This is a genomic window from Ligilactobacillus sp. RTP31139st1_D10_RTP31139_211217 (assembly GCF_040226755.1).
GTDB classification, from domain to species: domain Bacteria; phylum Bacillota; class Bacilli; order Lactobacillales; family Lactobacillaceae; genus Ligilactobacillus; species Ligilactobacillus animalis.
Map to the genome: position 1 here is coordinate 47428 of NZ_JBCOAR010000008.1, position 22475 is coordinate 69902.

The following is a 22475-nucleotide window of genomic DNA, read 5'->3' on the forward strand; positions in this document are numbered from 1 at the left end:
TAATTAAATTTTAGCTAGAACCCGAATAAACCTGCTCTAGTATTTGCGTAACAGCAACTCATTTATCAAATGATTTTTCCCTTTAACGATGATCAAATCAGCACGATTTCTAGTCGGTAAGATATAATCGTGCAAATTAGGATGATCGATCTCATCCCAGACTTTAGCCGCCATCTCAAAAGCTTCTTCGCGATCTCCCAAAGCATAAGGATAGTAATAGTTCTTAGGGTCTTTAAATGCTGTATCTAGCAGCATCCCGAAGCGTTCCAAATACCACTGCTTGATGTCTTCTTCCTTAGCATCGACATAAATAGAAAAATCAAAGAAATCACTCACATAGATCTTCTGTTTACTTGGCAACTGCAAAACATTGATCCCTTCGACCAACAAGATATCTGGCGAAGCGATCTCTTCGTATTCACCGGGAATGATATCGTAGACCTCATGTGAATAAACGGGAGCCTTGGTAGGTAAATTATTCTTAACATCATTGATGAAACTGATCAATCGTTCCATATCATAACTCTCAGGAAAACCCTTGCGACTCATCAAGCCTTTTTTCTTTAACACCTTATTTGGATATAAAAAGCCATCAGTCGTGATCAATTCGACTTTTTTATCGGGATAAACTTCGCTGAGCAATGTCTTCAACAAACGCGCCGTCGTACTCTTACCGACAGCTACCGAACCCGCGATCCCCAAGATAAAGGGCACTTTATGCGGACGTATCCCTAAAAAATTTGCCTGATCATCTTGGAGCTTTTGATGAGTAGTCACAAACATCTTGAGCAGATAGATCAAAGGCATGTAAATATCGGCCACATCTGCAGTCGAAATACGGTCATTTAGCGATTTTATCTTTTGCAGTTCAGCCTCAGTCAAAGGAGCGATATGGTCTTTATAAAAACCACTCCACTCTTTACGTGAGATCTTATAGTAATTTATTTGATTTTCCATGCGTATTATTTCCTTGTATAGCGTTTTCTATCTTATAATAGACAATTATAGCACGGATTTTGTATAAATTTACCAATAAAGGAAGCGGAAACATGACTAAAGTAGTATTATTCGGTGATAGTTTAACAGCAGGGGTCGTTGATGGTCATTCAAGTCCGATCTTTACCCGACTTTTAGAGGATAAATTCCCTGATGTTGAATTCATCAACCGTGGTTTACCTGGTGATCAAACACGTAATGCCTGCAAACGACTACGTGAGGATGTCTTAAATGAGGTACCCGATATCGTAGTGATCTTCTTTGGCACCAATGATGTTTCCAGCAAAGAAGTCTTCTTGGCTAATTACCACAACAATTTAGCTTATATGCTGACCTGCATCAGTCCTAATAAATGTCTCTTGGTCACACCGGGGATCGCGGGGCCAACGCGCGCCAATCTGCGACCACTTTCCAAGATGGAGCAGTATGCTAAAGAGACTTTGACTGTCGCAAAGGAATTCGAGATCCCTGCCCTAGATTGGTTTGATTACTGTAAGACAAAAGATCCAAAAGAACTACTTCAAGAAGATGATCTACATTATTCCAAGAAAGCTTACCAGTATCTCGTCGATCAACTCGAGCCTCTCTTAAAAGCAAAGCTCGCAAACTTAAACTAGAGTGTGAAACAATGCGGGTAGTGCCGTACAGATAATGGGAAATCAAGCATAATGCGCTTTTTGCATTCTGCTTGATTTTTTATTATCTGCTAGGTGCTGCTTTGTCGAACACGTTTCAATAGAGTGTGAAACATGCCGTATAAATAGCTAAGGATCAGCATGATGCATTTTTTGCATCGTGGTGATTTTTTTATTATCTGCTAGATGCTGTCAGCTTTACACACGTATTTGATAATGTGTCTCGTAAAATATGTGAAGACGAATGTAGCGATCAAAAAAATAAGCCACCTCAGTGAGGCAGCTTACTGTGCTTAACGTTTGATCAAATGATATAAATTTTTATCCACAGTTGCAAACAATGGGGATAACTCTTTGATGGCTAAAATATCCAATTGATGCATTGCCCGTGAACAGATCGTATAGACCAGCTGACGTTCGCTCTCATCATGGTAATTTTTTTGATCGGCATTCCACATGATGACTGCATCAAATTCGAGCCCTTTAGCTAAATAAGATGGCACGATCAAAGTTCCAGCGACCAAACGCTGATTTTCCGTGCGGATCAGCGTCGTTTTGACGCCTTTAGCTTGCAACAAGTTAAAAAGTTCTTCACATTCTTCCAAACTCTTCCCGATGATCGCCGTTGTCTGTTTCGCAGCATCATTTTTAGCTAAAATATCCACAACATCATTCACTAAAGCATCTTTGTCCTGGTCAACAATGATCGTTGGTTTCTTCCCGTTACGCTCAAAAGCCGTCACTTTTTCACCGTTGACTAAGACTTCCTTGGTAAAGTCCGTGATCTGTTGGGTCGAACGATATGAGGTCGTCAACTGCACGACTTTTGTCTTTTCTTTTGGAAACATCGTGCTTAGCTCGCTCAAAAGTGTATGACTGTTTTCCTTCGTAAAGATTGCTTGATTCAAATCACCGAGCATCGTAAATTTAGCCCGCGGAAATTGGGTTTTGAGATACGCCAATTGAAAGGCCGTATAGTCTTGGATCTCATCGATAAAGACATGCTTGATATCACGTTCACCCTTCTTACCCGTGATCCGATCATATAGGTAAAGATATGGCGTTACATCGGTCAAGGATAAACGCCGCTGTTTGAGCATGCTGATCGTCTTTTCGATACCCGCTTCCCACTCTGCTTTAGTCAGCTCAAATTCGCTTAGATCCAACAATTCCGGTACACTGCGTAAGAAATGCACATATTGGGCATTGATGTTTAAGAAACGATTTCGCATGATCGCAACTTGGATCTTTTTGTAGTCTTGCATGACATATTGGCGCGCTAAGAAATTCAGCTCTTTATCGCCATTTTCAAAATTACGCGGTTGATCGCCATACAACTCATTTAGTTGTTGTTGGGAAAGATCTTGGACCGCTTTTTGAACTTCATCGGTTTTCGCCGCTTGAGCAACTTTAGAATTTAGGCGCTTGATCAAAGCTTCCTTAGTCGCACTCAAGCGATTTCCTAAATGATAATTTTCATTAAAGCTGTAGTAGATATCTCTGATTTCTTTTTTAGAGAAGAAAATTTCACCATTGTGCATGATGTTTTTGAAACGCATCCCACTTTTTTCAAGGTAATTACTGTAAGCTGTCGCAACTTTAAAAAATTTCAAACTATCCTTAACAGCCTTGATCTTTTGGTCGATACCTTGGTTTTCTTCTTCAAAACGTTCTTGTAGTGTTTCAACTCGAACTTTTGGTAAACGTCGATTGGTAAATTGATGATAGGTCATCTGCACCATATTTTGTTCCCCTAATTCGGGTAAAACTTGGTCGATATAGTCATTGAACAACTGGTTCGGTGAAAAAAGCACTACTTGACCGGAGTTGAGGTTGCCCCGATAGCGATACAAGAGATACGCCACTCGTTGTAAAACAGCCGAGGTCTTACCCGAACCAGCTGCCCCTTGAACAAATAACAACTCTGAATTGGTATCACGGATGATCTTATTTTGTTCTTTTTGGATCGTCGTCACGATACTTCTCATCTTCGTGTCGGAACCTTCATCTAGGACTTCCAACAACATCTGATCTCCCACAGTTTCATCCGTATCAAATAGCGTTACGATCTTGCCATCTTCGACCATGAATTGGCGTTTTAATTCGAGTTCGACTTCACGCTTGCCCACGGGTGTCGTGTACTCAACTTTGCCTAACCCACCGTCATAGTAAACACTTGAGATCGGAGCCCGCCAGTCATAGACTAAAAAGCGGTCCTTTTCATCAGAAAATGAAGCTAACCCGATATAGATCTTTTCTTGTTTTTGTTCACCTTGTTCTTTGATGTCGACCCGGGCAAAATATGGCTTTTTCTCCATCTTTTCGAGCACATCTAAACGTTTGGCGGCTTGCGTTCGGTTATTTTCCCGTTCGGCTAATTGCTGTTGTTGCTGGCGCACAGTTAGAGCGGTCTCCATCATCCCCGAATAAGTCCCCGTCTTGATACGGAGATTATTCTTAAAATCATCTTGGATCGCTTGTGCATCGCTTTTAGCGGTAGCTATATTTTTTTGCGCCTTTTTTTGCGCTTGCTTGATCTGATCGACCACCCGATCCATGCGTTTTTGTTCTTGTTGCTTAATACTTTCAGCCATTATTTACCCTCCGCTCAAACAAATTTTCGATATTCTATTGTAGCATATCTATTTTTCTTTGTCGTGTTTTTGAACTCAAGGAAATGATTGTGTATAATGAAACAAACATTTTCTAAGGAGGAAATCTCATGTCAGTTTCTGTACTGATAGTTACACTCGTGGCATTTGTCACCCCGATGGTCTTACAACGCTTTAAGATCAGCGTTTTACCGACCGCGGTAGCAGAAGTGCTCGTCGGGATCGTGATCGGTAAAAGTGGCTTTGACCTGGTTCAAACTGAAGGTGTCTTAAGCTTTCTTTCAAATTACGGGGTTATTTTCTTACTTTTCTTGAGTGGTATGGAGATCGATTTTTCACTTTTCAAGAAAAATAACGGGCCACTTACCCCGCTGGCACGCAAAAAAGCAGCTAATGCTCCCTCAACTTCTCCCGTTCAAGTAGCTGTCGTCGCCTATGGTGGCAGTTTGTTGATGGCTTTAGCCTTAGCTTTACTATTTAAATTCTCGGGTCTATTCAGTAACTTTGTCCTGGCAGCGATCCTGTTTTCAACGGTTGCGTTAGGGGTCGTGATCGCTGTTTTGAAAGAAAATGAATTGTTGAACAAACCACTCGGCCAAGCTCTACTACTGATCGCGGTCCTCGGTGAGGTCGTTCCACTACTATGTCTGACCATTTACAGTTCGTTTGTTTCAGGTAAAGGTGAAAGCGCATGGTTGATCTTCTTACTTTTCATCGTCGGAGCTTTGATCTTCAAGCGTTTCCGGAGTTTCTTCACTTCGTTAGATGAGATCAACAAATCGACTACACAGATCGACATTCGCTTAGCTTTACTGGTCATCACCACGTTAGTCGTTTTAGCCGAATCAGTCGGGGCTGAAGATATCTTAGGGGCATTTATCGCGGGGATCGTGATCAAATTGCTCCAACCAGCTCACAGTACTCAAGAAAAGCTCGATGCGATCGGCTATGGGATCTTTATTCCTTTCTTTTTCATCTTAACTGGGGCCAAGATCGACATTCCAGGCCTACTAGGTTCACCTAAAACATTGATCTTGATCCCGCTGTTTTTTGCGGCTTATGTTTTGGCTAAAGTTCCAGCTTACTTTGGCTTGCGTCAACGCTTCAAGCGGATCAATGCTTTAGCTGGCGCGATGCTTTCTCAAACAACGATCACTTTAGTTCTGGCTACTTTGACGGTCGCTCAAAACTTAAAAGTCATTACAAGCGAACAATCAGGGGCCTTCATTTTAGCCGCTGTTGTAAGTTGTATCTTAGGACCGCTTGTCTTTAATAAATTGCACAAGCCTGAACCGGAAGATCTCAAAAAGACCAAAGTTACGATCATTGGGGTCAACTTGGTCACGATCAATACAGCTGAACAGCTAAATGAAGATTGGTATGACATCCAAATGTATACCAACTGGAAAAAGAATTATAAAACCTATGACTATCGTGACAATGTGCACCTGGTCGATAGTCTTGAACCAAAAGATCTCATTAAAGAACAGATCTTTGATACTGATATCCTGGTCTTAGGTCACTCTGATGTTGATATCAACTATTCTTTAGCTTTAGCTGCGAAAGAATACGGCGTTGAACGCGTTTTGACTCGGATCCAAAATAGCGATCCGACGAGCATGGCAGAAATGGATAAACGCCTCTCTGACGCAGGGGTCGAATTCTTTACGACTTTTGCTACCACTGTTGGCATGATGCGGGCGATCATCGAATCCCCATCGACCCTTGATTTGATCACTGGTGATTCACGTTTATACGAAGTCGTTGTGCGTAACTCCAAATTTGCTGGGCTTGAATTACGCAAATTGCCATTTATCAAAGAGATCACTGTCAGCCGGATCTTCCGTCATCATAAAGCGATCCCGGTCAATGGTAATACGCAGATCCAAGTTGGTGACCACTTATTATTCTCGGCTAACAAAGACATTGTTAACGATATCCGTAAAAAGATCAGTAAACTAAATGATTATGAATAAATAAACCATGACACGCAACATTAATTTGTTTGCGTGTCTTTTTGTATACCGCTTTCATGGTATAATTAAGACAAATATATTTGTTATGGGAGGAATTTTTATGGCATATTCGATCTACTTTGTCCGCCATGGACAGACTTATCTCAACCGCTACAATAAGATCCAAGGCTGGTGTGATTCACCTTTGACCCCCAAAGGAATAGAAGATGGGCATCAAGCTGGTAAAAGACTCGCCCACCTCAACTTTGCCCATGCCTTTCACAGTGACACAAATCGCGCAGCGCGGACATGTCGCTATATCCTAGAAGAAAATGTTGCTAGTTCTGAAGATCTGACCCCAAAAGCTTTGCCGAGTTTTCGAGAACAAAACTTTGGCTATTTTGAAGGTAGTGACACTAGCCAAGCCTGGTTGATGATCGGAGCAGATCATGGTTGTCGGACCTTTAATGACATCATCACCAAGTACTCGATCGAAAAAGCACGTGATTTTACCAAAGAAGTCGATCCCTTCCATGATGCAGAAAATAACGCTGAATACTGGCAACGAGTCGATCAAGGTTTTGAATATCTCGACCAGATCGCGTCAGATGGCGACAAGATCTTGCTTGTGGCCCATTCAACTTTGATCCGCAGTTTGACCTCACGCTTTGCCCCTGAAGTCGACATTACAGTCAGTCCCAAGAATGGTTCTGTGACTCGGTTTGATGTGGACGATAACGGTAAGATCAAATTAGCATACTTCAATCGCTATCAAGATGACGCTAAATATTGATATCCCCTACAAAAAAGTAGAAAAGCCTGCTTGAATTTCTTAAACAAAAAATTCAAGCAGGTTTTACTTATTGATCTGAGATAAGATAATTTTTAGCACCTCATTTAATTTATCCCCTTTTTCTCGATGCTTAAACCCAATAAGTTTATGTACTTTCATATTATTTTTTAAAATATCAAACTGAATTATCGGTGTAGTTTCGTCTGCGGAACCTTGAATAAACAATATTGGCGAGTTAACTCTCTTTTTTTGAACGATCTCAAAAAAATCAGTTGCACCTTTATCCATATACTCTTTTAACCATGATCTTTCTGTTGAAAACAGATATTGATACCTTAAACTAATAAATCCACTAACAACAATAACTTCTTTAATCCTAGAAATATCTGTTAATAAGCTTGCTAAATATCCGCCATAACTATCCCCTAAAACATATAAAATATACTCACTGTATTTTTCGATAACTGCAAAAATTTTACATCTTACGAATTTTAAATCCGTAGTTCCACCTTCGCCAGATACCAAAGGATAATTCACTATGACCACATTGATTTTATTTTTTAATAAATATTTTACGAATGGATCATCATCCTCGTTTTTAATACTAAAATCAGGTCCCCCATGTAAATATACAACTATTTTTTTTGAAAAAAAGTATATATACTCTATTATTTCTTTTTCCATTAGATCACCTGGTTGATAATTTTAAGGGAATTTTACACAAAACACATTGAGCTATAAACATCATACCTAATGTAAGTAAAAAATCTATGATAAGTACAGTGACATCAAAACTTCCAAATGCTACTGTTCTAATAGCTTGCAACTGATATGTCAGTGGATTGATCATAGTCAATATCCTAACTATCAATGGTAGATCATCTGAAAAAACATATAATGTTGGCGCTGCATACGATACCGGACTAAATATCAAGGTCATCACAACATCTCTTTTCTCATAAGTTGTTATCTTCGTACTTAATAAGATCCCTAGAGAAGTCCAAAATCCTAGCGATACGATCACGACTAAAATAGCTAATAAAAATAAGCTAACTTTATATATTCCTTCTGATACTAGTCCAAGTAACAATAAGATAAAGCACTAGAAAAGTAAACCAATAATTGGAAAACAATTCATTCCAACTAAATAATGCCACGGCTGAATACTATTTAAAAATTTAAGTGCTAATAACCCGTATTCTTTATCTATTGTTGCGCGGTACATTGCTTGTGACATTTGTGTTGTCATAAAAAATGTCAATATCCCAGTCAGAGCATATTGTTTGTACAAAACTGTTACATTATCGATTTTTACTTGCCCCAAGCTCGTATTCAATGACAAAACTAATAGTCCATAAGTAATAAGTGGTTCCATTGCCATTGATAGCAAAAGCCCCTTGTTCTGTTTAAATGCATGCCATTCTCCAAAAGCAATAATTTTTATTGCTTTTACCCCAGTAGAAATATTTCTAAAATTTTTTGGATCCATGGTGCTTCCCTCTTTCTTTCAAGTATTTTTCCCGCAAGCTTGTTTCCCCATTTAAAAAATCATTTAGATAACCAAAATATTTTTGTTCCCCATTATCTAAGAAAATCAACTTGTCAGCATAATTTTCTAAAAGTGTGAGATCATGAGATGATACTAGAATCAGCGCACCTTGCCGACTACGCTTTTTCAAGAATGAAAATAGTCTCTCAGAAGTTTCAACATCAAGTCCTGTAGTGGGTTCGTCTAATATGTATATCTGTGGATCTTTAGCTAATTCTCGTGCGATCTGGACTCGTTGTTGTTGCCCCCCTGAAATATGATCAACTGGTGATGAACTTATTTCAGTAATATCTAGTAATTCAATCATTTTTTTACAATTTTTGGCTGCTTCTTTACGAGGAAAACCAGCGAGCACAGGTCCTTGAATAATATTGTCATACACATTTATGTACCAATCCATAATTTGATCTTGTGGACTAAAGCCAATATCGTTAAATGGATTTTTTCTTTTTGTTTGAAATTCAAGTAACACTTTCCCTGTAATTGGTTCTAAAATTCCTACCAAAGTATTTATCAATGTACTTTTACCAACACCATTAGCCCCAACTAATGCAACGAAATCACCTTTACTCAGCATAAAATCAACATTTTTAACCACAACATCTCTCCCGTATCCAAGAGATACATCTTTTAAACATATCACCTAAAAATTCTCCTTATATTAATTTTTATATTATGATTGCATAGATTAAAAAAATATTCAAGTAGGAATTTTTTATGTCAAAAGATTTTAATTTTTTAGTTAAAGAACTATAGTAAAATCAGCGATTGGTCAGTGAATCCCTTTCATATTAATCTAATTTTTGTCTAAATATAATTTGACAAATGTAGAACATCAAGCACTACTACATCAAGTTCTATAATACACAACGCTATCAAACCAGACTAAACAGCCTAACTCCGGAAGAATACCGAAATCAGGCTGCCTAGGATTTTAATTATTTAATTGCCTACTTGACGGTGCCAGTGCAATGCGTCTTTTTTGAGCTATGAGCTCTACTTCACTAAAAGTTTGTCGTAGATCTCACTTACTTCCGGTGCACTGTAGTTTGTAAATTCTAAGATCGTAGCCAGTGTTTTTTGCCGATCATAGCCTTTAGCTACCATCTTTTTGATCATCACACTGATCGTTTTTTCACGCTCTTCTTTTTGAGTTGCTTCTCGAGTTTCTTTTCGAGTCTCTTCTCTAATATATGCCTTAAGTGACGCAATTTCTTGTTTGTATTCCATATAATGGTCCTTCTTTCTGGTATCTGTTTTTAATTCAGTGACTAACTCATCCAGTTTTCGAGTAAAATCATCAGTCACTTTGGAACTAGCTAAGTAATTCAAGAATGCAGCTAATCGCTTCGATACTAATGACAATTTGTTAGATTTAATGTTCAAAATGATATTATGGACACCTGTATCCAGTACCTTGCGATTTTCATGTAAAATCATCTTTGTCGAGTATAAAGGTAAACCAGAGCGACCGTAATCAAAGTCACAAATGAATATCACATAGGTATCAGCCTTTTCATTGTAGGCACATCCCGAAGCTAGTGCCCGTCGCACCAAATTACTTTGGTAGTAAGAGATCCGTTTACTTAGATCATGTTGATCAACGACTTGCATTTCAAGATCAAACATCCGCCCACGATCATCTTCAGTATAGACATCAAAGCGAACTCCATGATTTTTAAGGCTAGCTTTTTGGGTATATTCACTTATGACTTCAAAGATCTCAGTAACCGCTAACTCGGGTAAGATCAACTGAAGTAATTCAAGACAAACTTCTGGATGTTCTGAAACGATCCACGCAAAAATCACGCTATTTTTGAAAGTTGCCTGTTCCCAATTTGGAAGATCTTTTTCCTGATCATTCATTTCCTCATCCCCTTTTGAGCCTATTTTGGACCTAAGATAAGAAAGGCTCAAGTATAACGAACTGGTGCTATAATGGTAATTTTTCCACTAAAATAGCAGATATTCATGGACCTATGCTAGTTCTTCAATGACTTATCCTGCTAAGATAACATCCCTATTAGTAACTTTTTAGTGTCCTATCAGTTGTTAAATCATTTCACATTTAATAAAAAGACTACTAGAATTTTCAAGCTAAACTCTAGTAGTCTTCTGTATTTATCAACTTTTATCGTTCGAATCGTTGCCAATACTTCGCTAGGGCTTTGGCAGTCAAACTTGTCGGGTGAGCCAATAATTCTGATACTGTACCGCTGAAAACGACCTTACCGCCATGTTTTCCGCCGCGTGGTCCAAGATCTAAGATATAGTCAGCATTGACGATCAAATTCAGATCGTGCGTGATCGTAATGATCGTCGCACCTTGATCGATGAGTTTTTGCATGACTTGAAGCAAGACTTTCACATCTAATGGGTGCAACCCGATCGTCGGCTCATCAAAGACAAAGAGCGTTGTTTCTTGCTTATGATCCAAGTGCTTTACCAATTTCAAACGTTGCGCTTCACCACCAGAAAGGCTCGGCGTACTTTCACCTAAATGCAGATAACTCAGCCCAACTTCTTTTAATAACTCTAACTCCCGTAAGATCTTAGGCTCAGCTTTAAATACGTTCAGAGCTTGATCAACATCCATATCTAAAATATCCACGATCGAATAACCATTCCATTTGACCGCTTGGATCTCAGGGCGGAAACGTTTCCCGGCACACAGTGGACATGTCTGTTCCATATCAGGTAAATATTGGACATCTAAGGTCACGACCCCAGTTCCACCACACTCAGGACAGCCACCTTGCTTATTGTTATAGGAAAAATAACTCGGCGTATAGTGGCGTTCTTTAGCCAGTGGTTGTTTAGCAAACAACTTCCGCAAATTGTCCATGATGCTCGTATAGGTTGCTGTCGTCGAACGGGTAGTCTTACCGATCGGACTCGCATCGACGCTGACAACATCTTTTAGCGGTGAATCAAGCTCGCTCACTTGTGCCGGTAAGCCTTCTCCCTTAGCTTTGGCCTTGATCGCTGGCACTAAGGAGTCTAAGATCAAACTGGTCTTCCCTGCTCCGGAAAAGCCTGTGACAGCGGTCAAACGATTAAGTGGTAGATCAACTTTGACATCATGTAAATTATAGTGCTCGCTCACAGCGATCGTAATTTTAGCTGTATCCACTGGCTGGATCGGACGAGCTATCAACTTAGCGGTCCCATTCAAATACGGTCCGATCAACGAATTTTTATTTTTAGCTAATTGCGCTGGAGTCCCAGTGGCAATGATCTGGCCCCCATTATCCCCCGAACCAGGCCCGATCTCAATAATATGATCAGCTGCTCTGACGATATCAACATTGTGATCGACAACGACCAGCGAATTGCCTTGAGCGACTAATTGTTTAAAGACATTCAACAAACCATTTATATTATCAGGATGTAACCCGATCGACGGTTCATCTAAAACATATAAGACCCCCGTCGTTTCTGTGCGAAGAGTCCTAGCCAACTGGATCCGTTGCAACTCACCTGTCGAAAGCGTGTTACCATTGCGAGCTAGTGTTAAATAATCCAAACCTAGTTCTAATAAAGGTTTGAGATCATCATCAAATTCAGCAAAGATCGCCTGTGCCATGGTATCCATCTCAGCTGGCAATGTTTTTAAGACTTGCATTTTCCATTCTGCTAAAGCGTGTAAGCTAAGTTCGGTAACTTCAGCAATATTTAATCCACCTGCTTTTTGACGCAACAATTCTGGCTTGAGTCGCGTTCCATGACAGGTCGGGCAAGTCGAATAATGGAAAAATTCACTGATCTTTTTTTGCGCCCGTTCACTTTTACTGGTTTTCGCCGATTCTAAAACAGCCTGATGGGCATTTTCATACAAAACATTGAAATCATGAAAGACCCGGCCAGTACTTGTGCAAAAATCCATCTTGAACTTCTTTTGGGGTCCATTTAACACAAAATCTTTTTCTTTAGCTGTCAATTCTTTAAAAGGCACATTGATCCGGACCCCTGCTTGTTCAGCCACACTAGGCATGAAGTTACGCCCCGGTAAGCGCCAAGAAGCAACTGCTCCATCTGCCAACGATAACTCTTCATCGGCGATCAACTTACTTTCATCTAACTGGCGCACATTTCCTGTCCCCTGACAAGTTTCACATGCCCCCGTCGAATTAAAAGCAAAATCTTCTGCACCATAGGCATAAAACTCCACTCCACAAGTAGGACATGTCAGTAACCCCATCTCTTCACCGGACTTACTCATCGCTTGGGCAACTTTCAGATCCGGACCAAACGCGTGCCCATTGGGACAAACAGGTCGCCCTAAGCGCGAAAAGACTAAGCGGATCACATTTAGCAATTCACTCATCGTCCCCACTGTTGCCCGTTCAGATGGGATCGCGGGACGTTGGCGTAAGGCTAATGCTGATGGGATATGTTTGACACTTTCGACGTTAGCTTTATTTCCGGTCTTGAGTCGTCTTCTAGTATAGGTCGAAAGGGCTTCTAAATAGCGCCGTGAACCTTCTTCATATAAGATCCCCATCGCAAGTGAACTCTTTCCCGAACCCGAAAGACCCGAGATCGCCACAAATTGATGTAATGGAATATCAATATCGATATTTTTTAAATTATGCACTTTGCCCCCACGAACTTCGATCTGTTGGGGCAGTTTTTCTATTTTTTCCATGTATACCTCACTAAAAAAGCGGACTCAGTCATTGCTAAGTCCGCTTTGCGCTTCAATTAATTTAGAATGCTTGAATGATCTTAATGACCCCGATCAAGATCAAATAAAAGGCGATGATCAAGACCAATGTTGTAGCTGCGATCAAGGGGTTGAACAATAAGACAAACCCGATGAACAAAGCAATGATGTTTAAGATCAAGTTCAAAATGTAATAGCCTCGGTTCAATTGCTTAAAATAGCCAGCTGTAGCAATTTCAGCGATCGAATCAAAGATGAACCAAAAGGCAAAGATATAGGCGATCACAATGATACCCGAAGCTGCTCTGAAGATAAACAAGAGACCCAAGATGATGTCAACGATCCCCATAAAGAGCAACCAACCCGAGCTTTCACCAAATAAATTACCGATCCCACGTCGGAACCATAATTCATAAAAGCCCTTGACTAAAGCACCGATCCCAATGCAGATCGAAATAAATTTCAAAGTATCATCGGGGTTCATGTATGATGCGATCCCGGCGATCACAAAAACGATCCCGACGATCAAACTAAACCAGTCGAATGCACGATGTTTTGTTTGCATAACGAAAAACCACCTTAAAAAATTTTAATATCGGTTACCGATTTTAACACTCTCTTAAATAATTGTCATGCAAAAACACTTGAAAAAGTGAGCCAAACTAACTCACCTTTTTCCTATTCTCCTAAAAGTTCCCACACATGTTGGGCGATCATGTATTCCTCATCAGTTGGGATCCGCATTACGGTCACCGTCGAATCGGGCCCCGAGATGATCGTTTCAGCCCCACGCTTTTTATTTTCAGCTTCATTGATTGTTACGCCCATATAGGCTAAGCGTTTCATGATCTCTTCACTTGTCTCAGGTGAATTTTCTCCGATTCCCCCAGTAAAGACGATCCCATCAACACCGCCCATTTCGGTGATATACTGACCGACATAGCGTAAAATGCTGTTATAGAATAATTTGACCGCTAATTCAGCGCGCTTGTTGCCAGCAGCAGCGGCATCTTCGACGTCTCGCATATCAGCTGAAACTCCAGAAACGCCCAAGAAACCGGATTTTTCATTCAGTAGATACACCATATCGGACATCGATTGGACATTTAATTTCTTCATGATGTAGTTGGCCAGAGAAATATCGACATCCCCTGCGCGAGTTGCCATTTGGATACCGCTGAGTGGGGTAAAGCCCATCGAAGTGTCAAATGAGCGTCCATGCTTAACAGCCGTGATCGAGGCCCCTGCGCCCAAATGACAAGTGATCAATTTGAGGTCTTCAAAAGGACGCCCCATCAATTCAGCTGCTTTACGAGCCACGTATTCATGACTGATCCCATGAGCGCCATAACGTCGAACCCCATATTTTTCATACCATTCGTATGGTGTACTGTACATATAATTTTCTTGTGGTAATGTTTGATGGAATGCTGTATCAAAGACAGCTACGGATAAAGCATTAGGCAGGTATTTACGAAATGCTTTGATCCCGTTTAAGTTGGCTGGGTTGTGCAATGGTGCTAATTCCGCTAATTCTTTGATCTTAGCGATAACATCATTATCGACGACCACTGGTTGGCTGAAATATTCGCCCCCAGCCACGACCCGGTGTCCGATACCTTTGATCTCGCTTAGATCCGCGATCAAGTTTAATTCTTTTAAGACATTTAGTAAAAGTTCGATCCCTTGTAAATGGTTGGTGATCTCATGGTCTAGTTCATACTTTTGTCCATCACCATATTTCACCTTGATCTTTGAGCCGTGGATCCCGATCCGTTCGATGATCCCACTTGCCAAGGTTTCATGTGTTTCATTGTTAAATAATTTAAACTTTAAACTCGAGCTCCCCGAGTTGATGATCATAATTTTTTCCATAAGCTCACCCCATTAAAAATTTACCTAACTTTATAATAGTATAATCTTTTTATTCAATCAAATTTAAAATATAAGCGCTTTCTTTTTCGGCATAAAAAAAGCCGGCTATTTCGTAGCCAGCTTTCTTTGATCATCTTTGGCCGTAATAAGCATTGGCCCCATGTTTGCGATAATAATGTTTGTCGAGTAAATATTGTGGAACACTAGCTTGTTTAGGCGTCAGTTGTAGCGTGTGGAATGCCATTTGGGCGCTGACCGCATCTCAATTTTCGATCTTTGTATATGTTTGGTAATGCTCTAAAGTATCTGGTGCTACTGAACTATTAGTCAAGAGGGCATCGACATTATAGAGACTATAAAAGCTATAAAAATCATTACGATTAAACTTGTATTTATCCATTACAACATATCTTTCTTGGGCATTATTCAAACCAAGTGCCTCAGCTTGCCCTTCTTCGGTGTTAGCTGCCATCATGTTATCATTATTGACCCCATTGACACCTACAAACGCCTTGGTAAACTTGAGATCTTCGAGTAATTTGATCGTTAAGCCACCGATAAATTCTCCCGAATGCCGCCGATAATTGCCTCCAACTAAGATCAATTCAGCTTCGGTCTTTTGCCAAGCTTCAAAGACCGGTAAACTATTGGTCACGACCCGCAAAGTTTCTGGCTTTTCAACATAATTTACGATCAATTCAAGAGTCGTACCAGCTCCAATATAGATCGTGTCACCAGGTTTGATCTTTTGCGCAGCTAGTTTAGCAACTTCTTGTTTTTCGACCAAATGGATCTCTTTTTTCTGATTACGCGAGAGTTCGACCTCTTCAATATTAGCGATCTTTTGAGCGCCTCCATGTAAGCGGATCAACTTACCGCTCTTATCGAGTTCATCTAGGTCACGCCGGATCGTCATATCTGAAACACCTAGCGTATTGATCAGTTCATTTACCGTAACGATCTCTTATTGATCAACGATCTCTAAAATTTTTAACAAACGTTCTTTTTTTAACATCGCCTTAGCCCCTAATTTTATGATAATTCAACTATAACATAAACGGACAAAAGCAAACAGATTTCATCATCATAGCCCAAATTCTCCCGCTAATTCTTGATCATCAGCGATCCGTTTTTTGATGCTCTTGTCAAATGCCGTATCAAAGTCAGCTAGATCTTCTTTTAGCTGCTTTAGTGGTTTTAATTGCTCGTTTAGTTTCTCAACTGGCTTGGTATATAAGCTTTCCTTATCAGCTCCGGCATAATACAAGACCGCCAGTATTTCTTCTTCCGTGAGATCAGTCCCGATCTGGCGCGCCATCTGCAAAGTCTCATTCCAATTGGCTTCTAACTTCGCCTCGATCTGTTTTTGCGTCTGTTCGAGCACTTCGATCCCAGCTTGGCCGTGGTCTTCGATCGCAGTTTTTAGCGTATAAGCCAAAGCTGCATCTAGTTTGATCTTGCCACCTTTAACGCTATATTTATGTCCATACTTCTTGCGCAGTCCACGTATCTTAGCTAAGCAAGTGGCTAAATTCGTATCAGCTTTTGCCACTTTTGTTTCAAACGTGGCCTGTGTTTTGGAAACTGTCACTTTATGATGTGAATATCTAAGCTGACCTTTTTCATCGAACCAGTTAGCTACGTTATGATTTTCATTGATGAGCTTTTCTAATTTTTCTTTACTTATCGGGATCGTCTGGCCATTTTTCAAAATAAGCTTTACATCAACTAACTTTACTTGCTGATATTTTGATTGTTTTTTTAGCTGTGGCATTTTTTCTACAAAATATTTACTTGATCTTAGTCGCTAGCAGTTTGCTAAATAAGTGATAAAAAATACACTAAAAAGCGAAAATTATCCCCTAAATATTTTGTCTTCATCATAGCCCTTTTAGCAAACTTGTCAACAAAAATAGCGCGGGCACCACTATGATGCAAAAATGTATCATAGTGGTGCCCGCGCTATTTATACGGCGCTGACCGTATTTTTTGCTAGAACATTACACTTCTGAAATTGTATTTCTTCTTCAAGTAGCGTCTTACTAGGTAACCTAGACCGGCTAAGATAGCATAGACGATCGGTTCCATCGTCCGGTTGATCGAAACTGGGATAAAGCTGATGATCCCAAAGGCAACGATCCAGATCAAGATCAATTCTAATGTGATCAGCAAAGTCTTGATCCAACGCTTTTTACCCTTTTCTTTGCGGGCTGATAGCATACTACGATAGAAGAACGCTAAGCCGACCCCAGCGATCGTTGAAGTTGCTAACAAGGTGATCCAGCCACCACTGACATCAGCTTGTCGTGGTGAAAAGACGCCTAATAAGGTATACATGATACAGAACATGATGAACATGATCAAGCCGTTATCTAAAGCTAAGATCCAAAACTTAGGTAGTTCAGTAGGAGCTTCTGACTTTTTCGGCCCATTGATGATCAATTCAGCTTTTTCGGTGACCGTACCATAGAGCTTAGTTGCCACAATACCTTGCTTTTGTTTCTCCTTTAATTCTTGATACATTTCGTTTAAAACTTGTTCTTTTTGTTCCGGATCATAATTTTTTTCGGTCAAAGCCTTATCCAAGTGGAAAAGATAATCTTCATTACGCTTGGTCAGACCGGAAAATTTCCCATCACGCATCGTCACTTCAACTTCTTTGGCACGTGCTTGTTGCTGTTGCCCTGCTTTTTCATTGCGTTTACTTTCTACCATGAACTTTTCCCCCTATCGCTTAAACGTTAAATCTAAATTCGATGATGTCACCATCTTGAACTTCATATGCTTTACCTTCGAGGCGCAAGCGACCTGCTTCTTTAACAGCTTGCATGCTACCATACTTATCTAGGTCAGCAAATGAGACCGTTTCAGCGCGGATAAAGCCACGTTCAAAGTCAGAGTGGATCACACCAGCAACTTGTGGAGCTTTCATTCCTTGTTTAAAAGTCCAAGCTCTAGTTTCCTTACCACCAGCAGTAAAGAAGGTTGCTAAGCCAAGTAATTTGTAAGAAGCACGGATCAAGCGGTCAAGCCCAGATTCTTCGACACCTTCCATTTCCAAGAATTCTTGCTTTTCGTCATCATCCATTTCAGCGATCTCTTCTTCAGTTCGGGCACAAACAGCCAAAGCTTGCGAGCCTTCATTTTCCGCAAATTCTTTGATCTGTTGGTAGTACTTAGAGCTTTCTGGATCTGCCATATCTTCTTCGGCAATATTTGCCACGTAAAGCACAGGCTTAGAAGTCAACAAGAACAAGCCCTTAACGATCTTTTGTTCATCTTCGTTGAATTCAAGCGAACGCACTGGTTGTTCTGCTTCCAAAGCTGGTTTGATCTTCTTTAAGACTTCAAATTCAGCCACTGCATCTTTATCCTTAGTACGTGCTACTTTTTCTACGCGGGCATAGCGTTTGTTGACCGAATCAAGATCGGCTAAGACTAATTCTAAATTGATCGTTTGGATATCTTCCAAAGGATCGACTTTATTAGCCACGTGGGTGATGTTTTCATCATCAAAAGCCCGCACGACATGCACGATCGCATCCACTTGGCGAATGTTTTCCAAGAACTTGTTACCTAGTCCTTCACCCTTGCTAGCACCCTTAACGATCCCAGCAATATCAGTAAATTCAAAGGTCGTGTGTACGATCTTTTTAGCGGGAATGATCTCATCGATCCGTGCTAAACGTGGATCTGGAACTTCCACCATCCCGACGTTGGGGTCGATCGTTGCAAAAGGATAGTTCGCCATTTCAGCGCCTGCCTTTGTGATCGCGTTAAATAGTGTTGACTTGCCGACGTTTGGCAACCCGACGATACCTGCTGTTAATGCCATTTGTTTTCCACTCTTTCTTAAAAAATTATTCCCCGGCTTTTTCTAAAACTTTCTTCATCTTCTTATCGAACTCTTTACGTGGCATCATGATCAAACGTTTGCAGCCGGTGCATTGGATCTTGATGTCCATCCCCATGCGAATGATCTCCCAGCGATTGACGCCACAGGGGTGAGCCTTCTTCATTTCAACGATATCATGCAATTCATACATAAGCATCCCTCACTTAATCTAAATGAATATCTAAAATATCCAAAATGCGGTTCAAATCATCCATTGATAAATACGAAATTTCGATCTTGCCCTTTTTTGAGCGTGCAGTGCTTTTGATCGCAACATTTGTCCCAAAGCGCTCCTTTAATAGGTCTTCACTCTTCTGCAAATGTGGATCCAAAGCAACTTTTCTTTTAGCAGCTTTTTTATGGTGTTTCTCACCATTTAGTTCACTGACTAATTGTTCCAATTGGCGGACGGTCAGATTTTCTTTGACCGTCTTTTTAGCTAACTGAACTAAATTCTTCTTGTCTTTTAATGATAACAAGGTCCGCGCTTGGCCCATCGACAATTGACCTTCTTGCAACATTTCCTTGACCTCTTTTGGTAAGCTCAACAACCGTAGATAGTTAGCGATATAAGGCCTTGACTTCCCTAAGCGCTCGGAAACTTGAGCTTGGGTCAAATGCAAGTTTTCCATCAGCGTGTTGTAGGCTTGCGCTTCTTCCAAAGGTGTGAGATCTTCGCGCTGAAGATTTTCTAGCACCGCGATCTCCATCATCTCTTCTTCATCTAGTTGACGCACGATCGCTGGGATCGTTTTTTTGCCAGCTAGCTTGGAAGCACGGTATCTTCTTTCGCCCGCAATCAATTCGTAGCCCATTACACTTGACGAACGCACGATGATCGGTTGAAAGACACCTTGTTGTTTGATCGACTCAGCTAGTTCTGCCAAACCAGCTTCGTCAAAGATCTTTCGTGGTTGATAAGGATTTGACCGGATCTCATCGATCTTTAGTTCGACCACAGTTTCTTCGGCTTGAGCATCCTCTTCAAAAGTCGAAAATAAAGCTTCTAGCCCGCGCCCTAAGGCTTTGTTTTTCTTATTTGGCATCAGTCGCCAAAACCTCCTTTGCCAAAGTTTCATAAGCTAATGCTCCCTTAGATCTTGGATCGTAGTCAACGATCGCCATTCCGTAACTTGGAGCTTCTGATAACTTGATATTCCGAGGGATCACCGTTTGATAAACTGTGTCACCAAAGAAATTTTTCACTTCAGCAACGACTTGATTGCCTAGATTAGTTCTAGAATCAAGCATTGTCATCAAAACACCCTCGATCTTTAGAGTAGGATTGAAGTGTTTTTGCACTAATTTGATCGTGTTGACTAATTGGTTCAAGCCTTCTAAAGCATAGTACTCACTTTGAACAGGGATCAAGATCGAATCACAGGTCGTAAAGGCATTGATCGTCAATAAGCCCAGTGAAGGCGGACAATCCAACAAGATAAAATCATATTCATCCCTGATCAAGACCAAAGCATCAGCCAAACGTTTCTCACGCGCAAACTGTGAGGCCAACTCGATCTCAGCTCCAGATAACCGGATCGTGGCTGGAACAACGTCTAACTTATCGCGTTTGGTATGTAGAATCACATCTTCTAGCTCGACTTCATTGACTAATACGTCATAAATATCTTGTTTGATCTGTCCTTTATCGATCCCGATACCGCTCGTTGCATTTCCCTGGGCATCCATGTCGATCAATAACACTTTTTGCCCGAGGTCAGCAAGGCTGGCAGCCAAATTAACACTGGTGGTCGTTTTACCAACGCCACCTTTTTGATTTGCTAATGCAATAACTCTTCCCAAAATTATCCCCCCTAGTCTTTAGCGACTGGAATATCAATAATGATGCGATGGAACTCTTTTGTATCTTCTTCGGTCACGTTAACTTTAACACCTGATTTTTCAACCATTTGGACCGCTTTTTTCACAGTGTTGACAGCAACTTTTTGGTTAGGTGCCACGTTCTTTGTGGTCGTCTTAGTTTTTTTCTTCTTTTCTGGTTTTGGTTGGTTCAAGGCCGCGATCGCAGCTTCTGTTTCTTTAACTGACCAATCATTTTCCTTGATCTGAGCTAATAATTCTAATTGGGTAGCTTCATCTTCGACAGTCAACAAACTCCGACCATGGCGTTCAGTGATCGAACGGTCTAAGATCGCATCTTGGACTTGCGTTGGTAACTTCAACAAGCGTAATTTGTTCGCCACAAACCCTTGGCTCTTACCCATTTCTTTAGCTAAATGTTTTTGCGTCAATTCGTTTAATTGCATCAAATGAGCATAGGCTTTAGCTTCTTCAACTGCAGTTAAGCCTTCACGTTGTAAGTTTTCGATGATCGCTAAAGAAGCTGATTCAGCATCACTCATCTCACGTACGATCGCTGGAACTTTTTCATAACCGAGCTTAGTTACCGCCCGAAAACGTCTTTCACCAGCAATGATCTCATATTGATCATCACCTAACTTGCGCAAAACGATCGGTTGCAACAAGCCGTGATCATAGATCGTATCTGCCAATTCAGCGATGCTTTCTTCACTAAAGATCGTCCGTGGTTGGTTTTGGTTCGGCACGATCTTGCTCAATTCGATCTCTTGGACCCGATTTTTGTCGTTTGGTTCTTCTTCCTTGTTCTTCTTAAAAAATGAAAATGCCATTTTTATTTCCTCCCTTGGGGCGCCTGTAAAGGCTGCTTAGCTGGTGTGCCTGGCTTGCGCGGATATTTATTTGGCGTTGGTTTTTTCTTCGAGATCACGATGATATGCCGTGTCTCATCACTCTTAGGCAAAGCGGTCTGGATATCTTCCTCAATTTTACCACCAAGTGTAGCCACTGCATACTTAGCATCCGCTAATTCTTCATTGGCTTTTTGCGCCTTTAATGCGATAAAACGCCCATTTAACTTGGCCAATGGTAAGCAAAACTCGCTTAGGACCGATAAACGCGCGACAGCCCGCGCCGTTACGACATCAAAACTTTCACGGAATTCACTCTTTTTACCGGCAAATTCTTCCGCCCGAGCATGATAAAAATGCGTATCTGTTAAGTTTAATTTTTGGGATAATTCCTCTAAAAATTTGATCCGTTTATTCAAAGAATCAACGATCGTGACCTTCAAATTCGGAAATGCGATCTTAAGTGGGATCGATGGGAACCCCGCCCCCGCACCAACATCACAAATACTTAAAGCACGTGTTTGAATATCTTTGACTTCAAGCGCCGGTAAAAGTGAATCATAGAAGTGCTTTAAATAGACCTCTTCTTGTTTGGTGATCGCAGTCAAGTTGACGTGTTCATTTGTAGCAACTAAAAATTCGTAGTAGGTTTGAAATTGTTGCATTTGCTCATCAGAAAGTTCCACTCCCCGCTTCGCCAATGCCGCTCTAAATTCTTCTGGTGTCATTTGTTCCCCTTATCTGATCTAATTGTGAAACATTGTTTAATTTATATGTTTCACGTGCTATTATAATAGTAATTTATTTAATGCGGAAATACAAGTCTCGCC

At 40.7% G+C, this 22475-nt stretch carries 23 protein-coding genes and 1 pseudogene; 4 read left to right on the plus strand and 20 right to left on the minus strand.

The genetic code is table 11. From position 1 onward, the window contains the following. Window positions 1–36 precede the first annotated feature (36 nt). Window positions 37–957, minus strand: coding sequence for a type I pantothenate kinase (gene coaA, locus ABT996_RS06215; protein WP_010688377.1), 921 nt, complete (start codon window positions 955–957; stop codon window positions 37–39). Window positions 958–1049: 92 nt separating this feature from the next. On the opposite strand from coaA, the gene ABT996_RS06220 reads away from it, so the two are divergent. Further along, the gene (locus ABT996_RS06220; RefSeq protein ID WP_035448663.1) at window positions 1050–1613 is read left to right on the plus strand and encodes a GDSL-type esterase/lipase family protein; all 564 of its coding nucleotides are present in this window, start codon (window positions 1050–1052) and stop codon (window positions 1611–1613) included. A gap of 311 nt (window positions 1614–1924) precedes the next feature. On the opposite strand, the gene helD is transcribed toward ABT996_RS06220, so the two are convergent. Then, window positions 1925–4225 carry an RNA polymerase recycling motor HelD gene (gene helD, locus ABT996_RS06225; protein WP_035448666.1) on the minus strand — a complete coding sequence of 767 codons (2301 nt, stop codon included), beginning with the start codon at window positions 4223–4225 and terminating at the stop codon, window positions 1925–1927. Between the two features lie 128 nt (window positions 4226–4353). Here helD and ABT996_RS06230 point away from each other — a divergent pair, with 128 nt between their 5' ends. Together ABT996_RS06230 and ABT996_RS06235 are read left to right on the plus strand one after the other, a co-directional pair. Continuing rightward, entirely contained in the window at window positions 4354–6219 is a 1866-nt protein-coding gene (locus ABT996_RS06230) for a monovalent cation:proton antiporter family protein (RefSeq protein WP_035448668.1), read from the plus strand. 100 nt (window positions 6220–6319) lie between these two features. After that, a complete protein-coding gene (locus tag ABT996_RS06235) occupies window positions 6320–6991 on the plus strand; it encodes a histidine phosphatase family protein (protein WP_035448670.1) in 672 nt (223 codons plus the stop codon). A 63-nt stretch (window positions 6992–7054) separates the two neighbouring features. Here ABT996_RS06235 and ABT996_RS06240 read toward each other — a convergent pair whose 3' ends face one another. The 4 genes from ABT996_RS06240 to ABT996_RS06255 are packed head-to-tail and all read right to left on the minus strand — an operon-like array spanning window position 7055 to window position 9183. Beyond that, a complete protein-coding gene (locus tag ABT996_RS06240; RefSeq protein WP_010688382.1) occupies window positions 7055–7675 on the minus strand; it encodes an alpha/beta hydrolase family protein in 621 nt (206 codons plus the stop codon). Window positions 7676–7679: 4 nt separating this feature from the next. Further along, on the minus strand, window positions 7680–8081 hold the full coding sequence (locus tag ABT996_RS06245; protein WP_225361415.1) for an ABC transporter permease: 402 nt from the start codon (window positions 8079–8081) through the stop codon (window positions 7680–7682). A 12-nt stretch (window positions 8082–8093) separates the two neighbouring features. Then, window positions 8094–8480 carry a hypothetical protein gene (locus ABT996_RS06250; RefSeq protein WP_225361414.1) on the minus strand — a complete coding sequence of 129 codons (387 nt, stop codon included), beginning with the start codon at window positions 8478–8480 and terminating at the stop codon, window positions 8094–8096. Next, window positions 8461–9183, minus strand: a complete 723-nt coding sequence (locus ABT996_RS06255) for a metal ABC transporter ATP-binding protein (protein ID WP_035448672.1) — start codon at window positions 9181–9183, stop codon at window positions 8461–8463. Before ABT996_RS06255 ends, ABT996_RS06250 begins: the two co-directional genes overlap by 20 nt. A 206-nt stretch (window positions 9184–9389) precedes the next feature. Here ABT996_RS06255 and ABT996_RS06260 point away from each other — a divergent pair, with 206 nt between their 5' ends. Continuing rightward, window positions 9390–9470 (plus strand): IS3 family transposase, encoded by an 81-nt coding sequence (locus ABT996_RS06260; RefSeq protein WP_137422624.1) that lies wholly within the window; start codon window positions 9390–9392, stop codon window positions 9468–9470. Between the two features lie 66 nt (window positions 9471–9536). On the opposite strand, the gene ABT996_RS06265 is transcribed toward ABT996_RS06260, so the two are convergent. The 14 genes and pseudogenes from ABT996_RS06265 to rsmG form a co-directional block, all read right to left on the minus strand. Beyond that, window positions 9537–10406 carry an Rpn family recombination-promoting nuclease/putative transposase gene (locus ABT996_RS06265; RefSeq protein ID WP_035448674.1) on the minus strand — a complete coding sequence of 290 codons (870 nt, stop codon included), beginning with the start codon at window positions 10404–10406 and terminating at the stop codon, window positions 9537–9539. A 265-nt stretch (window positions 10407–10671) separates the two neighbouring features. Next, entirely contained in the window at window positions 10672–13188 is a 2517-nt protein-coding gene (locus ABT996_RS06270; protein WP_035448676.1) for an excinuclease ABC subunit UvrA, read from the minus strand. A gap of 61 nt (window positions 13189–13249) precedes the next feature. Further along, window positions 13250–13771 carry an HdeD family acid-resistance protein gene (locus ABT996_RS06275; RefSeq protein WP_005921008.1) on the minus strand — a complete coding sequence of 174 codons (522 nt, stop codon included), beginning with the start codon at window positions 13769–13771 and terminating at the stop codon, window positions 13250–13252. 113 nt (window positions 13772–13884) lie between these two features. Further along, complete coding sequence (locus tag ABT996_RS06280) at window positions 13885–15081, minus strand: acetate/propionate family kinase (protein WP_035448678.1); 1197 nt, start codon at window positions 15079–15081, stop codon at window positions 13885–13887. A gap of 130 nt (window positions 15082–15211) precedes the next feature. Next, a pseudogene (gene araD / locus ABT996_RS06285) lies at window positions 15212–15337 on the minus strand (L-ribulose-5-phosphate 4-epimerase); the annotation flags it as partial. 6 nt (window positions 15338–15343) lie between these two features. After that, window positions 15344–16042, minus strand: coding sequence for a DeoR/GlpR family DNA-binding transcription regulator (locus ABT996_RS06290; RefSeq protein ID WP_225361420.1), 699 nt, complete (start codon window positions 16040–16042; stop codon window positions 15344–15346). Between the two features lie 123 nt (window positions 16043–16165). Further along, window positions 16166–16792 carry a hypothetical protein gene (locus ABT996_RS06295; protein WP_136363788.1) on the minus strand — a complete coding sequence of 209 codons (627 nt, stop codon included), beginning with the start codon at window positions 16790–16792 and terminating at the stop codon, window positions 16166–16168. A gap of 281 nt (window positions 16793–17073) precedes the next feature. Further along, on the minus strand, window positions 17074–17796 hold the full coding sequence (locus ABT996_RS06300; RefSeq protein ID WP_103050413.1) for a DUF1129 family protein: 723 nt from the start codon (window positions 17794–17796) through the stop codon (window positions 17074–17076). A 19-nt stretch (window positions 17797–17815) separates the two neighbouring features. Further along, window positions 17816–18916 carry a redox-regulated ATPase YchF gene (ychF, locus tag ABT996_RS06305; RefSeq protein WP_010688391.1) on the minus strand — a complete coding sequence of 367 codons (1101 nt, stop codon included), beginning with the start codon at window positions 18914–18916 and terminating at the stop codon, window positions 17816–17818. 25 nt (window positions 18917–18941) lie between these two features. Beyond that, window positions 18942–19127 carry a DUF951 domain-containing protein gene (locus ABT996_RS06310; RefSeq protein ID WP_010688392.1) on the minus strand — a complete coding sequence of 62 codons (186 nt, stop codon included), beginning with the start codon at window positions 19125–19127 and terminating at the stop codon, window positions 18942–18944. A gap of 13 nt (window positions 19128–19140) precedes the next feature. Beyond that, window positions 19141–20022, minus strand: coding sequence for a ParB/RepB/Spo0J family partition protein (locus ABT996_RS06315; RefSeq protein ID WP_010688393.1), 882 nt, complete (start codon window positions 20020–20022; stop codon window positions 19141–19143). Then, window positions 20012–20779 (minus strand): ParA family protein, encoded by a 768-nt coding sequence (locus tag ABT996_RS06320; protein WP_035448680.1) that lies wholly within the window; start codon window positions 20777–20779, stop codon window positions 20012–20014. The genes ABT996_RS06315 and ABT996_RS06320 overlap by 11 nt, the downstream gene beginning before the upstream one ends. An 11-nt stretch (window positions 20780–20790) precedes the next feature. Next, window positions 20791–21627, minus strand: a complete 837-nt coding sequence (gene noc, locus ABT996_RS06325; protein ID WP_035448682.1) for a nucleoid occlusion protein — start codon at window positions 21625–21627, stop codon at window positions 20791–20793. 2 nt (window positions 21628–21629) lie between these two features. Beyond that, entirely contained in the window at window positions 21630–22373 is a 744-nt protein-coding gene (gene rsmG, locus ABT996_RS06330) for a 16S rRNA (guanine(527)-N(7))-methyltransferase RsmG (protein WP_010688396.1), read from the minus strand. Window positions 22374–22475 lie beyond the last annotated feature (102 nt).

Coding starts and splice junctions, on each gene's coding strand:
- coaA (WP_010688377.1), bottom strand. CDS start 957: ATGGAAAATCAAATAAATTACTATAAGATCTCACGTAAAGAGTGGAGT.
- ABT996_RS06220 (WP_035448663.1), top strand. CDS start 1,050: ATGACTAAAGTAGTATTATTCGGTGATAGTTTAACAGCAGGGGTCGTT.
- helD (WP_035448666.1), bottom strand. CDS start 4,225: ATGGCTGAAAGTATTAAGCAACAAGAACAAAAACGCATGGATCGGGTG.
- ABT996_RS06230 (WP_035448668.1), top strand. CDS start 4,354: ATGTCAGTTTCTGTACTGATAGTTACACTCGTGGCATTTGTCACCCCG.
- ABT996_RS06235 (WP_035448670.1), top strand. CDS start 6,320: ATGGCATATTCGATCTACTTTGTCCGCCATGGACAGACTTATCTCAAC.
- ABT996_RS06240 (WP_010688382.1), bottom strand. CDS start 7,675: ATGGAAAAAGAAATAATAGAGTATATATACTTTTTTTCAAAAAAAATA.
- ABT996_RS06250 (WP_225361414.1), bottom strand. CDS start 8,480: ATGGATCCAAAAAATTTTAGAAATATTTCTACTGGGGTAAAAGCAATA.
- ABT996_RS06265 (WP_035448674.1), bottom strand. CDS start 10,406: ATGAATGATCAGGAAAAAGATCTTCCAAATTGGGAACAGGCAACTTTC.
- ABT996_RS06270 (WP_035448676.1), bottom strand. CDS start 13,188: ATGGAAAAAATAGAAAAACTGCCCCAACAGATCGAAGTTCGTGGGGGC.
- ABT996_RS06275 (WP_005921008.1), bottom strand. CDS start 13,771: ATGCAAACAAAACATCGTGCATTCGACTGGTTTAGTTTGATCGTCGGG.
- ABT996_RS06280 (WP_035448678.1), bottom strand. CDS start 15,081: ATGGAAAAAATTATGATCATCAACTCGGGGAGCTCGAGTTTAAAGTTT.
- ABT996_RS06300 (WP_103050413.1), bottom strand. CDS start 17,796: ATGGTAGAAAGTAAACGCAATGAAAAAGCAGGGCAACAGCAACAAGCA.
- ychF (WP_010688391.1), bottom strand. CDS start 18,916: ATGGCATTAACAGCAGGTATCGTCGGGTTGCCAAACGTCGGCAAGTCA.
- ABT996_RS06310 (WP_010688392.1), bottom strand. CDS start 19,127: ATGTATGAATTGCATGATATCGTTGAAATGAAGAAGGCTCACCCCTGT.
- ABT996_RS06315 (WP_010688393.1), bottom strand. CDS start 20,022: ATGCCAAATAAGAAAAACAAAGCCTTAGGGCGCGGGCTAGAAGCTTTA.
- noc (WP_035448682.1), bottom strand. CDS start 21,627: ATGGCATTTTCATTTTTTAAGAAGAACAAGGAAGAAGAACCAAACGAC.
- rsmG (WP_010688396.1), bottom strand. CDS start 22,373: ATGACACCAGAAGAATTTAGAGCGGCATTGGCGAAGCGGGGAGTGGAA.